Consider the following 14,764-nt stretch of genomic DNA (forward strand, 5'->3'; position numbering starts at 1 on the left):
ATATGTTTCAAAGTTTAATTCTCTTTCGAACGGAAAAGAATAAGTATTCAGTGACGCTACTTATCTTAGGATGGTGATGATTATGCAGTTATACTCTGAGAGAGTATCAACTGGTGTTAAGGGGTTAGATGAACTAATAGAAGGTGGCTTAATCCCAGGGAGAGTTTATCTTGTAATTGGACCCCCGGGAAGTGGGAAAACTACCTTCGGGATGCAATTTCTTCTTGAAGGGGCAAAAAGAGGGGAGAAAACGGCATATATATCCTTAATTCATAAGCCAGAAGAGGTAGTTAAGGACATGGTTAGGTTTGACCCTTCAATATACGCTTATGTGAATACCTGGAAGCTCATGCTATTCGATTTAGGCCCTATACTTTGGAGGGAGTCTACAAGGGTTCCAACTTGGAGGAGTGTGCTTTCAAGGATAAAGGAAATTGTTGAAGACGAAAAAGTAACCCGCTTGGTAATAGACCCACTAACGGCAATAGATTTTCCACAACAGGATCCCGTGGAAAAGAGGGTCGAGCTGGCAAAGTTCATTAGAGGACTTGAGGATCTTGGTGTTACCGCTTACCTAATAGCGGAAATGATAGATTTAGATAAGTACTCTGAAGAACACTATCTCGTTAGTGGAATAATAATGCTCCACTATTTCATGCATGAGGGGAGGATGATCCGAGCTATCCAGATATTTAAGATGAGGGGCATAAAACACGATCCCAACTTGAAGCTCCTTAAATTCACCGATAGGGGACTTGTAGTTTATAATAAATCTCCCTTCGAGGTCGAGGAGTAATGAAAGACGAGATTGAGGAGATATTAAGTGAAAAGAATATCATCAAAAGGGCCTATTTATTTGGTTTTTATGTAGGGCTTTATGGCCACGTCGACTGGGCAGGATGGGTAGCCGAGATACGCCGAGAACTATACGCTGAGGCAAGGAAACTTGGAGTATACGAGGAGGTCAAATACGCTTATAAGGAAGGCAAGGAAGCAGGCAAAAAAGAGAGAGCCAGAAGGATACACTCGGGATTAATGAAGGAAGATAGCGAAAAGATGAAAGTTAAGCCCAGGAAAGTTAAAATATTACCAAAAACTACAGATGAAGTTCACGGGTTTCCAAAAAAGGAAGAAATGCCTAAGATATTAAGGGGATTTAAAGGGCTGAGCTTGCCCCGAATATTGACTAGGAGGGTTAAGTGATGTTCATGAAGTTCACGTACCATTTCCATGCTTATCAACCTAGCGATATAATATACGTTCACGACGGTTCTGGCTGGGATCCGATAAAGTACTCGGAAAGGCTTAGTCCAGTAGCGTTAGAGATAAGGGACGAGGAAGTCAAGGGGAGAAACTGGACTAGGGCAATGATTAAGGCATATGAGTACGTTGATGATACACTTAGAATGCTGGATGAAGGATCGGTAAGTGTTGACTTCGAACCCTTCACACTTTACATGGTTCTCAAGTATAAACCAAAGATATACGGAGAGATAACGGAAACACTGGAAACTCAGGTTGAACCTGTTGTAACAGTACCCTTTCATCCAATAATGCCTCACTTAGGCCATTTTGAGCAGGAGATCCTCGCAAGAGTTTCATTTGACTTCTACAAGCCCTTCATAGCTAGAAAGCAAGTAGTAGCTTTCTGGCTTCCAGAAAATGTAATAACTAAGGAGACTGCTAAGATCGTTACCGAGGCGACCGATAAAGACGTGGTATTCCTCCTAGACGAGAGACAATTCATAGGGATAAATATCCCGCAGGCAAGATTTTCCTGTAACAAATACCTGTGCAATGGAAAGAGCGCGTTCGTCTTTGGCAGGGTACATTACATAAGTGATGCCTTTGCGTTCAACACCCTCGATATTGAGGGCTTAATACGGGCAGTAGCCGAAGGTTGCGTTGATGTATTCAAGGAGAAGGAGGGGATAGAGTACCTAGTCTTCCTGTCAAGTGACCTTGAGAGTTTAGTTGCTAATCCAGAACAATTAGACAAGTTCCTGGGCTGGATAGACGGGCTCAAGAAGAGGGGAATTGAAATAGTCAACGTTGCTGAATTCATAAGGAGGAAAACATCTGGAGAGTACAAATCCCTTCCAGGAGAGTGTAGTGAGAGCTTCAGGATAAACGTTAAGGACTACTCAAGCTGGAGTGACTATTTTGACCTAAGCGTGGACGGAAGAACGAGTGACATGAGATGGACCGGTGTAAGGAGAGAAGACAACGTTGTAATCAACAGATTGTATAGAGATAGAAAAGTTTCCCAACTCTGGAAGTATGCTTTCATGAAGCTCTTTAGAGAATTAAACAGAGCCATAAGGTTTGGGGTAATTGACATGCTGAGGGCTCGCGGAGTTGGGGATATGGAGGCGATAAAGGAGTTCCTGGTTAGGTATGCAAGGATCTTCTTCAGGGAGCACTACGAGTACTTTGAGCTCGATACGAGCGTTGACTACGTTATGGAGCCAATAAAGGATGTTGATCCCTCCCTGGCTTTGAAGCTTGGGAGAATCTACTACTTGATGCTCTTAGCGAACCACTCCTGCCCAAGGTTCTGGGAGAATATAGATACTAGGGTTACCTTTGAAAACGTTGCTGTGATAAGTAAAGCTCTCATCGAGCTAATGGAGCTTTACCTCGAAGAGAATGAGGACAGGGCCAATTACATATTCCTGGAGTACATGAAACTATTGGCATTTCCCCAGCTGTACTATGACTATGACCTCTTCAGGATGAAAGGGTTAGAGGGCTGGGAGACTACTGAGAAAGCATGGTTCGAGTCGTTGAAGAGCGAAGTGCCAAATAGTAAGTACAATGTTGTCACGAGGGCCGCCCTGTACGTTGGGAAAAGAGATCTTCCCCAAGACATGAGGAGCGTCATAGACACCCTATATGACTTAGAGGAGGCAGTTCCAGACACCGGCCACATCCCAGGGGAGATGCATGGAAAGTGGGAGAACAGGGAGTGGTGCGAGCACAGGGGGAAAGATTAACTTTATTTAAACAATATTGTTAAAATTGCCAACAGTAATTTTTATCTTGTTTTTATTGTTATCCTTCTGGTGGTATATATGAGAGAGGATATAATGTTCTGATACCGGTAATAGTAATTGCAATAATGGCCATTATCTCATGGATAGTCTACTATAAAACTATCCTCCCAAGAACGGATAATGTCTTGAAAGCGACAAGAGGCTTAACGTTTGTCTTAGCAGCACTATCTCTTGCTGCAATTCTTGTCATAGCAATATTCTCGGGAGCTAGCCTTTGGTTACTGTTGATACTCTTGGTAATCTTTGCAATCCAGTACTTAATATATCCAATTATTTTTGTCTTCGGATTGGAGAAAGTTTCCGTAGAAAGTATAGGGAGGGAAGACCTAGCTAAATTTGCAAACGATCTTGCTAGGTCTCGGAGGTTTAACAGGAGGATAGATGTTTACGTTGCTGACATTGGTGCCCCAAATGCGTTTGCCGTCTCAAATATACTAAAGAACGTGGTAGTAATTGACAAAAGGTTATTGAGTATACTCGATGAAAACGAGTTAAGAGCTGTTATTGCCCATGAAGTGGGACATATAGTGCATTTTGATAATGGATTTACAATGGGATTAAGTTTGCTCCCATATCTCCTCCAAGTACTTGGATATAGCTTACTAATTGGAGCCATTCTTTACGCACAATCCCCAACACCTTCCCGCGATGAAAAGGGTGCTCTTGCAAAAGTAGTAGGAGTAGTATGGATGTTCTTAGCCGCACTATTCCTACTAGTTCTTGGATCTCTTGTAATGATACCAGTCTTGGCATTTGGAAGAGTCAGAGAGCACCTTGCGGATCTCGTTGCTATCGATTCCCTAAAAGATAACTACATCACAAGCGTGTTACTTAAAATAGAGCAATATTATGAAAACATGGCAAGAAAGAAATCCGTTCTTGGATTTGGGAGACCAAGCTTAAGAGCGATGCTTTACATTGTGCCTGGGTTCGCCGACGGATATATGTTAAATATAAATGTCTTGGATGTACTAAAAACTGTATTCTCGACGCATCCATCAACCCCAGCAAGGGCCTATGTATGCCTACGGAGGCTACAAGAAATTAGATAGCTCCCATTCCCTCTACAAAAAATTTTGAAGTTCAGGGGACTAGCCTCCTCCTGTCCCTGGGGAACAGTATGACCTCCCTAATATTTCCAATGTCAAGCATCCTCATTATCAGCCTCTCGGCTCCAAGTCCAAAACCTCCATGGGGTGGCATTCCGTACCTGAAAGCTTTTAGGTAGAACTCGAAGCTCTCTGGGTTTAATCCTTTCTCCTTTATTTGCTCCACCAATATGTCGTGCCTGTGCTCCCTCTGCCCTCCGGAACTTATCTCAATGCCCCTGTACTCTAGATCGAAGGCCCTACAGATCTCTGGCTTATCATCGTACTTCATTATGTAGAAAGGCTTGGCCTCGCTTGGGTACCTGTAGATGAAGTACAACTCTACTCCCTCGTTCTCCTTCATGTACTTGCCTAACAACTTCTCCCCCTCGGTATCTATATCCTCACCCCAAGGGATCTCCTTGCCCAAATCAGCCAAAATCTCGAGGGCCTTATCGTACGTTATCCTGGGGAAGGGTTGCCTTGGCTCCTCAAGCTCGAACTCTAAAATTTTAAGCTCCTTCCCGTTGTTCTCTCTCACGTACTTGATCGTGTAAACGACTAACCTCTCGAGGAGATCCATAACTTCTTCCTCGTTCTCTATGAAAGCCATCTCTGCATCTATGCTCCAGGCCTCATTTAAATGCCTCGTAGTGTTGTGCTCTTCAGCCCTAAAGATTGGGGCTATCTCAAAGACCTTATCAAGCCCGGTTGCCATCATCATCTGCTTGTAAAGTTGCGGTGATTGAGCGAGGAATGCATCGTTCTCGAAGTACCTCATTGGGAACAGCTCAGTTCCTCCCTCGGTTGCCGTGGCAATTATCTTTGGCGTGTGGATCTCTATGAAGCCCTCGTTGTAGAAGAACTCCCTCACGGCCCTAAACACGTTCGATCTTATCTTGAATATCGCCATAACTTTCGGATTTCTCACGTCCATGAACCTGTTGTCTAGTCTAGTGTCAAGCTCAGCCTTGACCTTTCCCGTGGGATCGAGGGGGAGTGGGGTCTGGGCTCTGCTTATCACCTCGAACTTCTCTGGGATTACCTCAAAGCCAAGCTTTGCTTTGGGAGTGAAGTTAACTATGCCCTCAACGACCACTACATCTTCACTGTTGAGCTTGGGAATGAGCTTGAATATCTCCTGGGGAACCTTCTTCTTTGGAGCCGTTACCTGCACTATCCCTTCCCTGTCCCTTATCCAGACGAACTTTATCCCTCCCAGATCCTTAACCTCCTGAACCCAGCCGGCAACTTTAACCCTCTTCCCGTTGAGCTCCTTGGTTATCTCGCTAGAATAGTGCGTCCTTAACATTTCAACCCCCGAGTGAAGAAAAATTAAGGGCTTTTAAATTTTTAGAAAAGAGGGAAATCAGAAGAGCCACTGGTTCTCTATACACTCATCACACGGAGGCTTCTCTCCGGCGATTGCCTTGAACTTCTTGTAGATACACTCTGGCAAGCCGAGAGGACACCTGTCTGGGGTTAGTTCGGGTCTCACTTTTGTCGGATCAAGCTTGATCCTTATGTACGCCTCGTACTCTTCAACTTTCTTCCATGGGAGTATTTTTGCTCCATAGATCACAAGGTTGTCATAGATCTTTGCGTAGTCTCCCACAACTGCGTTTTCCTTGACTATGACGTTCTTCCCAACGACGACTCCCTCTCCCAGGATTGCATCTTTTAGCTCGGCCCTCTCTTTCACTATGTCGTTGCCAAGTAGTATTGACCTCTTAATGTAGGCCTTCTCCTCAACTATCGTGTTCGGGCCTATGTACGTGTAGGCTTTTATCTTGACCCCATGTCCTATCTTTGCGTTGTTATCGATGTACACTGGACCTTGAACCTCAACATCCTCAGGAATCTCCACGTTCTCCCCCAAGATGAGGTAGCCATTCTCCTTGGCAAGCTCGTCAAGGGCTATCTGATGAGCATAGAACAGATCGTCCGGAGTTCCAAGGTCAACCCAATAATATTCCTTTGGCATCTTGTATCCATAAACTAAGCCTTGGCTTACGAACTTTGGCAAAATCTCCCTCTCAAAGTAGATCTCTTTATTCTTTGGTATCTCCTTCAGAACATCCTTGTTGACCACGTAAATTCCTGCATCAACTAGGTTCGTCTTTGGTTTCCTGGGCTTCTCCTCGAACTCTATAATTTTGCCCTCTTCATCCGTGATAACAACACCGAACCTCTCTGGATCATACACTTTGGTTAGTGCAACTGTTATCAGCCCATCGTTCTTCTTGTGGGCCTCTATGAGTTCGGAGTAGTTGAAGTTCGTGAACACGTCACCATAGATAACCAAGAAGTCATCGCTCACGTAATCCTCAACGTTCTTCAAGGCTCCACCGGTTTCTAGAGGCATTGGGTCATTAACGAACTTAATGTCCTTAGGATAGTCTTGCATCTTTTCCTGAATGAACTCCCTAATCTCGCCCCTCATATAGTGTACTGAAAGTATAACCTCGTCAATCTCGCTAACCTTCTCCAGGGCCTCAAGAATGTACTGAAGGTTAGGCTTCCCGAGGACGGGAACCATTGGCTTTGGTCTTGTTGATGAAATAGGCCTCAATCTAGTTCCAAAACCTCCCGCAAGAATTACAGCTTTCATGTTATCACCGTCAAGATCTCAGATTTCACTTTTATAAAATTTTCACTTCATAAAGGTCAAGATTTTTCTCAAAAACTCGTCATTTATAGTTAATCAGGGGGAAGTTTAGTGTCAACACTTTGAAGAATTTCCAAAATGTTAAACGTTATTATTTTATATGCTTATCAGCAGAAATCCCAGGAATTAGAAAAGTAATTAAGGTTGTATTTTAATTATTGTATTATGCTTGAGTACAAGAAATTCAAAGTCTCATTGGGGGATGAGAAAGTTAAAGTTGCAAAGAAGATACTCAAAAAGCTCATTGAGATTGCCGATTCTGAGCCGTACTGGAGAGTTGTTGAAGAAGCCCTTGGATTAAAGGAGAGGGAAGCTAAGGAGGTTCTCTTGTTCTTAGAAAGCATTGGAGAACTTACGATAAGAAGGGCAAAGAATGGGAGAAGACTCTACGTACTAACGCTTAGGGAGCGGAGGAGGAATCCCCAGACCTTGGATAAGTGGCTTGGGGTTAGCAAAACTGTTTAACATGACAATTTTCCGGGACTTATTTTGTTTTCGCAAAATTTTATATGGATAAATGTAAAGATAGTTCTCGGTGCTCTCTATGTATGGGTATTGGGGCAAGATTCTAAGAGTAAACCTTTCTGATGGGACGATTAAGGAAGAGAAGTTCGACGAGAACTTTGCTAAGAAATGGCTTGGTACAAGGGGCTTTGGGATCTACTACCTTCTCAAGGAGATGGATCCAAAGGTTGACCCCTTCAGTCCAGAGAACAAGCTTATATTTGCAACGGGCCCGCTAACGGGAACTTCTGCTCCAACGGGCGGAAGGTACATGGTGATAACCAAGAGCCCCCTGACGGGATATATAGCGATGGCAAACTCGGGCGGCTATTTTGGTGCTGAGCTTAAGTTCGCAGGGTGGGATGCCATAATTGTTGAGGGGAAAGCAGACCACCCCGTGTATATTTACATTAACGAAGAGAGCGTTGAAATTAGAGACGCCTCCCACCTCTGGGGCAAGCTCGTAAGCGAGACCGAGGAAAAGTTAAAGGAAGAAGTTGGGGACAAGAACGTTCAGATAGCCTCCATTGGACCGGCCGGAGAAAACAAAGTTAGGTTTGCAGCAGTGATGAACAATGGACACAGGGCCGCGGGAAGAGGTGGAGTTGGAGCGGTTATGGGAAGCAAGAATCTCAAGGCAATAGTAGTTAGGGGACACAAGAGGGTGGAGGTCGCTGACAAAGGGAAGTTCATGGAGGTAGTCAGGGAGAAGATTGAAAAGCTCAAGAAGGATCCAGTTGCCGGTGGAGGGTTGCCGAAGTATGGAACCGCCGTTCTCGTGAACATAATTAACGAGAACGGACTCTACCCAACGAGAAACTTCCAGACTGGAGTGTTCAAATATGCCTACGAGCAGAGCGGTGAGGCAATGGCCGCTAAATATCTAATCAAGAATAAGCCGTGCTTTGCCTGTCCAATAGGCTGTGGAAGGGTCAACAAGTTGCCAACCCTAGGAGTTACCGAGGGACCGGAGTACGAGAGCACTTGGGCCTTAGGTGCCAACCTTGGGATTAATGATTTAGCTGCGATAATCGAAGCTAATCACTTCGCCGATGAGTACGGAATGGACACGATAAGCCTCGGTGGAACTTTAGCAACAGCGATGGAGCTCTACGAGAGGGGCCTGCTCAAGCAAGAAGACATCGGAGGAGACAACGTTCCGCCCTTCAGGTTCGGCAACACTGAAGTGCTACACTACTGGATCCACAAGATAGCAACTAGGGAGGGCTTTGGCGATGTCCTTGCAGAGGGAGGCTACAGGTTGGCTGAAAAGTTCAATGGCCTCGAGTACTTCATGGGCGTTAAAAAGCAGGAACTTCCAGCCTATGACCCGAGAGGTGCCGAGGGTCACGGACTTGGTTACGCGACCAACAACAGGGGAGGCTGTCACATCAAGCAGTACATGATAAGCCCTGAGATCCTGGGTTACCCATACAAGATGGATCCGCACGACATAAGCGACGAGAAGGTTAAGATGGTCATCCTGTTCCAGGATCTTACGGCGTTAATTGATGCTGCTGGCCTCTGTGTCTTCACAACGTTTGGACTTGGGGCTGATGACTACAGGGATCTCCTAAATGCAGCGCTAGGCTGGGACTTCTCAACCGAAGACTACCTCAAGATAGGAGAGAGAATATGGAACGCCGAGAGATTGTTTAACCTTAAAGCTGGTCTTGATCCACTCAAGGAGGACACATTACCTAAGAGGCTCCTTGAAGAGCCAATGCCAGAGGGTCCACATAAGGGACACGTGGTTAGGCTCAAGGAGATGCTACCAAGGTACTACAAGTTCAGAGGATGGACAGAAGACGGAAGAATTCCAGAGGAGAAGCTTAAGGAGCTTGGGCTTGAGGAGTTCATGTGATCTCCTGTCTGTTCTTTTTTGGATTTTTATTTTAGCTCTTACTGGGGGCAATATTCTAGTTTTTGTTTTTAAGCTTTCAATTCTCTTTTAGTCTTATTGGAACGGTCAAGGAGCTTGCAGAATTTCTAAAGAAGATCTACTTTCAATTCTCTTTTAGTCTTATTGGAACGCACTTTCTTCACTGATTTTATCCTCGTTATCATCCTTTCAATTCTCTTTTAGTCTTATTGGAACCTGATCTTGAGCCTCTCCAAGCGGTATTGTGCCTCTTCGAGCTTTCAATTCTCTTTTAGTCTTATTGGAACAATGCCGCTATGAAGTTGGCGATCTCCTCCACTACCTTCCTTTCAATTCTCTTTTAGTCTTATTGGAACGCGATTACGGTTCGTCAATCACAGGCAACTACATAATCTTTCAATTCTCTTTTAGTCTTATTGGAACCTGGGGTCGAGGATTTTGAGCTTGAATGCAAGTATCGAGCTTTCAATTCTCTTTTAGTCTTATTGGAACGGATAGGCTATTTAACAAGAGGGCAGTAGTTGGGCTGAAACGGTTTCAATTCTCTTTTAGTCTTATTGGAACTGGATGTGAGGGTCATCAAGAGAACCACTTACCTGTTGTTTCAATTCTCTTTTAGTCTTATTGGAACCTTTGAGAAACCACCTGATTCTCTTACTGTCTCGAACGTTTCAATTCTCTTTTAGTCTTATTGGAACGCCAGACCTGAAATAGCAGCAATGCCTAAACTCCAAAGTTTCAATTCTCTTTTAGTCTTATTGGAACCACCAGCTTGTTTCCTTATTGTAGAGCACTTTTATCTGTTTCAATTCTCTTTTAGTCTTATTGGAACCCACACGCACCCGGCCGGCCGGTTCCCACCACCGCCGTTTCAATTCTCTTTTAGTCTTATTGGAACCGACTACTACATGTTCAAGAGGGTGCTAGCGTGTGCGGTTTCAATTCTCTTTTAGTCTTATTGGAACTAATACTTCCCGTCTGCCAACTTGGTGTATAAAACCTCGTTTCAATTCTCTTTTAGTCTTATTGGAACAAAAGATAAATGAGATTATTGTTAATTCAATTTTAGAGTTTCAATTCTCTTTTAGTCTTATTGGAACTCATTATTGAGGCTAGGCATACTTGTATGATAATCAGGTTTCAATTCTCTTTTAGTCTTATTGGAACATTATCATAAAGAGCTCTGACATGTGGGATTTGTTCAGTTTCAATTCTCTTTTAGTCTTATTGGAACTGCAGTGAACCTCAGCAGATCAGATTTTGCCGTACTGTTTCAATTCTCTTTTAGTCTTATTGGAACCATACTATGAGGAGGAAAACCACAGGCATGAGACTGTGTTTCAATTCTCTTTTAGTCTTATTGGAACTCCCCTCCGTCAAGAAGCTCTTGGAGGTGTTGTTGTAAGTTTCAATTCTCTTTTAGTCTTATTGGAACTTGGAAAGGCCATTTATATCGAGAAGATCCAGCAGCTCCTAAGTTTCAATTCTCTTTTAGTCTTATTGGAACAAGGGCACAAGAGGGCATTCTGGATTTACCTACCTAGTTTCAATTCTCTTTTAGTCTTATTGGAACGGGGTAATATAGTAAAGTGTGCTCCTCCCGTCACAATAGGTTTCAATTCTCTTTTAGTCTTATTGGAACGCTCAGGGTAGAGAATGGTGTGGTTGAGTGGTATAGTGTTTCAATTCTCTTTTAGTCTTATTGGAACAGCCAATCTTCCACTCGAAGAACATAGCAATATTCAGTTTCAATTCTCTTTTAGTCTTATTGGAACGAGGACTTGCTGGAGATGAAGCCCGAGGACAGGCGTCTAGTTTCAATTCTCTTTTAGTCTTATTGGAACCTATCCATCTGGCCAGGAGGAGTTTGATTCTCCCTTCGTTTCAATTCTCTTTTAGTCTTATTGGAACCTTGTATCCTTCCGTGATTTTGGAGCCAGACTTCTTGTTTCAATTCTCTTTTAGTCTTATTGGAACTCCACTGCTCCCCTGTAAATTTGTGCTATTTGCTTGAGTTTCAATTCTCTTTTAGTCTTATTGGAACTAGTCCCCGTGAAAACGTCATAGTCCTCGAAAATTTGGTTTCAATTCTCTTTTAGTCTTATTGGAACGCTCTCATTGCCTATCTCCTTTGCATTTTCTACTTCCGTTTCAATTCTCTTTTAGTCTTATTGGAACTTGTCATATGTTACGGGTTTGGGAGTTGGAGGCATTTGTTTCAATTCTCTTTTAGTCTTATTGGAACACTCGGCATCTAAATTATATTTCTCTATTGCTTCGTTTCAATTCTCTTTTAGTCTTATTGGAACCGAGTGTTGCGGTGGTTGGGGGTTACATTAAGGTTAAGTTTCAATTCTCTTTTAGTCTTATTGGAACAAGCATCACGAGAGATATCCTATACTTTACTGTCCAGGATCGTTTCAATTCTCTTTTAGTCTTATTGGAACCTCTTTTGGAGCCCCGAGTTCTGCCAAAAACACCCAGTTTCAATTCTCTTTTAGTCTTATTGGAACCTTTGACCATCTGGAAGCTCTAAATCCACTGGTATTTCAAGGTTTCAATTCTCTTTTAGTCTTATTGGAACACACTGACAAAACTATTACTGCAACTGACTGTGCAATGTTTCAATTCTCTTTTAGTCTTATTGGAACGTAGTTGAAGATGAAGATGTTGATCGCGTCTATCTTGGTTTCAATTCTCTTTTAGTCTTATTGGAACGAGCTAAAACCAAGCGAGCTGGTAAAGGTGTTGGGGGAGTTTCAATTCTCTTTTAGTCTTATTGGAACGGGCTCGACGACGATACCGAGGAGGACGATGTTGTCGGGTTTCAATTCTCTTTTAGTCTTATTGGAACTTTTAGTCTTATTGGAACTTGAGATGACAAGAAAGTACATAGCACACGAGCTAGATGTTTCAATTCTCTTTTAGTCTTATTGGAACCTCTCTGTATGCCTTGATGTATAGTAAGTATGTATATGTTTCAATTCTCTTTTAGTCTTATTGGAACAGCCTATTACAACAAAATTGCCTTCAACTCACTAATGTTTCAATTCTCTTTTAGTCTTATTGGAACTATTGTTATAATACGCATCCCCTTTTAACGTTCCATTGTTTCAATTCTCTTTTAGTCTTATTGGAACCAGGGAACTCGGGTATTTTGACAGTAGTGAAGTGCTCATCGGTTTCAATTCTCTTTTAGTCTTATTGGAACAGGCGCGATTTTTAGTGCAATTCCTCTAATATCCCCTAGAAAAGCCCCAATATTATAAGCTTTTCGGCAAGGGATCCTTTCTTTTTGTCCATCTCCCCCTAAAATTAAAGAACCTGTGAGAACGCTAAGACGAGTTTATACAATGCCCTCCGAGTTGCTTTCATCTCCCTTAATTCCGCAAGCTACGCTACTATGATGGATGTTTTGCTTGTAGACGGTAAAATTATTCCATAAACTATATTTTGACAATTTCCTTCCTCCCATATCCTTTATATCCCCATCTGGAGATATTACCGATATTATCGAAAAATCTTCGTAACATTTTCACATGTTATATATGTCCTATAGTCATTTAGTAACGAAAGATTACTAAACATTTCCAACCCGCGCAGGCCAGGTATTTTTCTTTTTTAGGAGTGTATACGGGGCTAATTGTAATAAAAAGAGAACAAATGAGGGATCTAAGATTTTTCGATCTCACTTGGGAACTTTATGGCATCAAATGGACAGATCTGATTGCAGATTCCGCAACCCGTGCATATTAAATTGTCGATCCTTACCTTTCTCGTTCTTAGATCATAAACTAATGCTGGACAGCCAGTCAGGAGAATGCACGCTTTACAGCCCGTGCATTTGTCCTCTATCACCACTGGTATCTCCCCTATCTCACCCCTTCTTATCACTGGAATTACGCACTCCCTCTTTGCTATTATTACTGCGGGTCCCTTAACCTTCATTGCCTCTTTTATCGCTTCTTTCGTCGCTTTAAGGTCGTAGGGATCAACCGTTTTAACGTACTTAACTCCAATGGCCCTAACCAAGGCCTCGATGTCAATCTCCTGGAACTTCCTTCCGGTTTCACTTCCACCAGTTCCTGGGTGTGGCTGGTGACCCGTCATTGCAGTGGTTCTATTATCGAGGATTAGCACTAGAACGTCAAGGTTCTTGTAGACTGCATCTATTAGGGGTTGAATTCCGTTGTGGAAGAAAGTTGAGTCTCCTATCGTTGCGACTATTTTCTTGCCCATTGCCACGCTTTGTCCATTGGCAAGGCTTATACTAGCACCCATGACGAACTCCGTCCATATTGCCTCGAGGGGAGGTAGCAGTGAGAGTGCGTAACAGCCTATGTCACCGTGAACCGGAACATCGAACTTTCCGAAGCCAAGCTCTCTTAGAGCATCCAGCAATGCCCTGTAGCTACCCCTGTGGGGACAGCCTGGACACATAACGGGGGGCCTCTTGGGAGCTAACGCTTCCGCCTCTCTAACCTCCTGGGGTATCTCAACTTCATCCTGCTCCTTCCCCAGGATCTTCAACAGGGCATTTTTCACTAGCCGTGGATTCAGCTCTCCCTCTAGGGGTAGGTGGCCTGTCCTCTTCCCGTATATTGGAACCCTCAAGCCTTCTTCATATGCAACTACCTTAACTTCCTCCTCTAAGAAGGGGCCCCCTTCCTCTATTACTATCACCTTTTCCACGCTCTTCAGGAACTCTATGACAAGTTTCCTTGGCAGTGGGTGGGGAGTTGAGAGCTTTAGTATCTTAAAGCTTTCATTGAGGGATTGTACTACCTCTTTAACGTAGTTATATGGAGCACCTTCGACGATTATTCCTACCTTCCCGTTCCCTTCAACCCAGTTGAATGGCATTGAGTTGAATTCCTCTTCGATCTTTCTTAGGTTTTCGTTCAACCACTGATGCCTCTTCCTGTTGCCTTCCATGCTCGCCCTAACATAACGCTCGATGTCTTTCTTGAACTTTGGTTCCCTCTTCAGCTCCTTAAATTCCCCAACCTCGACATCGGCCGTAGTGTGGTTGACCCTTGTGGTCGTTCTGAATATTACCGGCACTTTATAACGCTCGCTCAGCTCGTAGGCGTAAATTATGAGATCATGGGCCTCCTGAGGATCACACGGTTCTAGAACTGGTAGGAGGGATATCTTTCCATAGTACCTGTCATCCTGCTCAGTCTGACTTGTGTGTGGCCCAGGATCATCTGCCACAAGAATTACAAGACCCCCTTCTACCCCAGAGTATGCGAGGCTCATGAGGGGATCGGCCGCAACATTTAAGCCAACACATTTCATAGTTACTAGGCTCCTGAGCCCGGCATAAGAAACTCCAGCGGCTTCCTCCAAAGCTACCTTTTCATTTGGTGCCCATTCAGCAAAAACCTCTGGCTTTAGCCTCGCTATCGTTTCAATGACTTCAGTTGATGGCGTCCCAGGATAACCGGTGGCGAACGCGATTCCAGCTTCTAATGCACCATGAGCTATGGCCTCATTTCCCATGAGTAGCTTCTTCACGTTAAGCCACCCATCTGATTGTATTCATGAAAGTTAAAAATTTTCA

The 14,764-nt window shown here is 43.6% G+C and carries 9 protein-coding genes and 1 CRISPR repeat array; of the genes, 6 read left to right on the plus strand and 3 right to left on the minus strand.

The features are described 5' to 3' along the window. The first annotated feature begins 82 nt into the window (after positions 1 to 82). The 4 genes from P8X24_RS06100 (at position 83) to P8X24_RS06115 (ending at position 4,108) form a co-directional block, all read left to right on the plus strand. The gene (locus P8X24_RS06100; RefSeq protein WP_372914544.1) at positions 83 to 796 is read left to right on the plus strand and encodes an RAD55 family ATPase; all 714 of its coding nucleotides are present in this window, start codon (positions 83 to 85) and stop codon (positions 794 to 796) included. Continuing rightward, entirely contained in the window at positions 796 to 1,203 is a 408-nt protein-coding gene (locus tag P8X24_RS06105) for a hypothetical protein (protein WP_372914545.1), read from the plus strand. The genes P8X24_RS06100 and P8X24_RS06105 overlap by 1 nt, the downstream gene beginning before the upstream one ends. Then, positions 1,203 to 2,996: a glycoside hydrolase gene (locus P8X24_RS06110; protein ID WP_372914613.1), complete on the plus strand. Its 1,794-nt coding sequence runs from the start codon at positions 1,203 to 1,205 to the stop codon at positions 2,994 to 2,996. Before P8X24_RS06105 ends, P8X24_RS06110 begins: the two co-directional genes overlap by 1 nt. A 125-nt stretch (positions 2,997 to 3,121) precedes the next feature. After that, on the plus strand, positions 3,122 to 4,108 hold the full coding sequence (locus P8X24_RS06115; protein ID WP_372914546.1) for a M48 family metalloprotease: 987 nt from the start codon (positions 3,122 to 3,124) through the stop codon (positions 4,106 to 4,108). 31 nt (positions 4,109 to 4,139) lie between these two features. Here the strand turns inward: P8X24_RS06115 and aspS are convergent, their stop codons facing one another. Further along, on the minus strand, positions 4,140 to 5,456 hold the full coding sequence (gene aspS, locus P8X24_RS06120; RefSeq protein WP_372914547.1) for an aspartate--tRNA(Asn) ligase: 1,317 nt from the start codon (positions 5,454 to 5,456) through the stop codon (positions 4,140 to 4,142). 57 nt (positions 5,457 to 5,513) lie between these two features. Then, positions 5,514 to 6,755 (minus strand): sugar phosphate nucleotidyltransferase, encoded by a 1,242-nt coding sequence (locus P8X24_RS06125; protein WP_372914548.1) that lies wholly within the window; start codon positions 6,753 to 6,755, stop codon positions 5,514 to 5,516. 222 nt (positions 6,756 to 6,977) lie between these two features. On the opposite strand from P8X24_RS06125, the gene P8X24_RS06130 reads away from it, so the two are divergent. Both P8X24_RS06130 and aor read left to right on the plus strand, forming a co-directional pair. Then, positions 6,978 to 7,277: a hypothetical protein gene (locus P8X24_RS06130; RefSeq protein ID WP_372914549.1), complete on the plus strand. Its 300-nt coding sequence runs from the start codon at positions 6,978 to 6,980 to the stop codon at positions 7,275 to 7,277. A 79-nt stretch (positions 7,278 to 7,356) separates the two neighbouring features. Next, entirely contained in the window at positions 7,357 to 9,180 is a 1,824-nt protein-coding gene (gene aor, locus P8X24_RS06135; RefSeq protein WP_372914615.1) for an aldehyde ferredoxin oxidoreductase, read from the plus strand. Between the two features lie 73 nt (positions 9,181 to 9,253). Then, positions 9,254 to 12,409: a CRISPR direct-repeat array (repeat unit 30 nt; unit sequence CTTTCAATTCTCTTTTAGTCTTATTGGAAC). Positions 12,410 to 12,870: 461 nt separating this feature from the next. On the opposite strand, the gene iorA is transcribed toward aor, so the two are convergent. After that, positions 12,871 to 14,703: an indolepyruvate ferredoxin oxidoreductase subunit alpha gene (iorA, locus tag P8X24_RS06140; RefSeq protein ID WP_372914617.1), complete on the minus strand. Its 1,833-nt coding sequence runs from the start codon at positions 14,701 to 14,703 to the stop codon at positions 12,871 to 12,873. Between the last annotated feature and the right edge of the window lie 61 nt (positions 14,704 to 14,764).

The organism is Pyrococcus kukulkanii (genome assembly GCF_041647995.1).
Lineage (GTDB): Archaea > Methanobacteriota_B > Thermococci > Thermococcales > Thermococcaceae > Pyrococcus.

Excerpts from the sequence above, each read along its gene's own strand:
- P8X24_RS06100 (WP_372914544.1), top strand. The coding sequence starts at position 83 with ATGCAGTTATACTCTGAGAGAGTATCAACTGGTGTTAAGGGGTTAGAT.
- P8X24_RS06105 (WP_372914545.1), top strand. The coding sequence starts at position 796 with ATGAAAGACGAGATTGAGGAGATATTAAGTGAAAAGAATATCATCAAA.
- P8X24_RS06110 (WP_372914613.1), top strand. The coding sequence starts at position 1,203 with ATGTTCATGAAGTTCACGTACCATTTCCATGCTTATCAACCTAGCGAT.
- P8X24_RS06115 (WP_372914546.1), top strand. The coding sequence starts at position 3,122 with ATGGCCATTATCTCATGGATAGTCTACTATAAAACTATCCTCCCAAGA.
- aspS (WP_372914547.1), bottom strand. The coding sequence starts at position 5,456 with ATGTTAAGGACGCACTATTCTAGCGAGATAACCAAGGAGCTCAACGGG.
- P8X24_RS06125 (WP_372914548.1), bottom strand. The coding sequence starts at position 6,755 with ATGAAAGCTGTAATTCTTGCGGGAGGTTTTGGAACTAGATTGAGGCCT.
- P8X24_RS06130 (WP_372914549.1), top strand. The coding sequence starts at position 6,978 with ATGCTTGAGTACAAGAAATTCAAAGTCTCATTGGGGGATGAGAAAGTT.
- aor (WP_372914615.1), top strand. The coding sequence starts at position 7,357 with ATGTATGGGTATTGGGGCAAGATTCTAAGAGTAAACCTTTCTGATGGG.
- iorA (WP_372914617.1), bottom strand. The coding sequence starts at position 14,703 with ATGGGAAATGAGGCCATAGCTCATGGTGCATTAGAAGCTGGAATCGCG.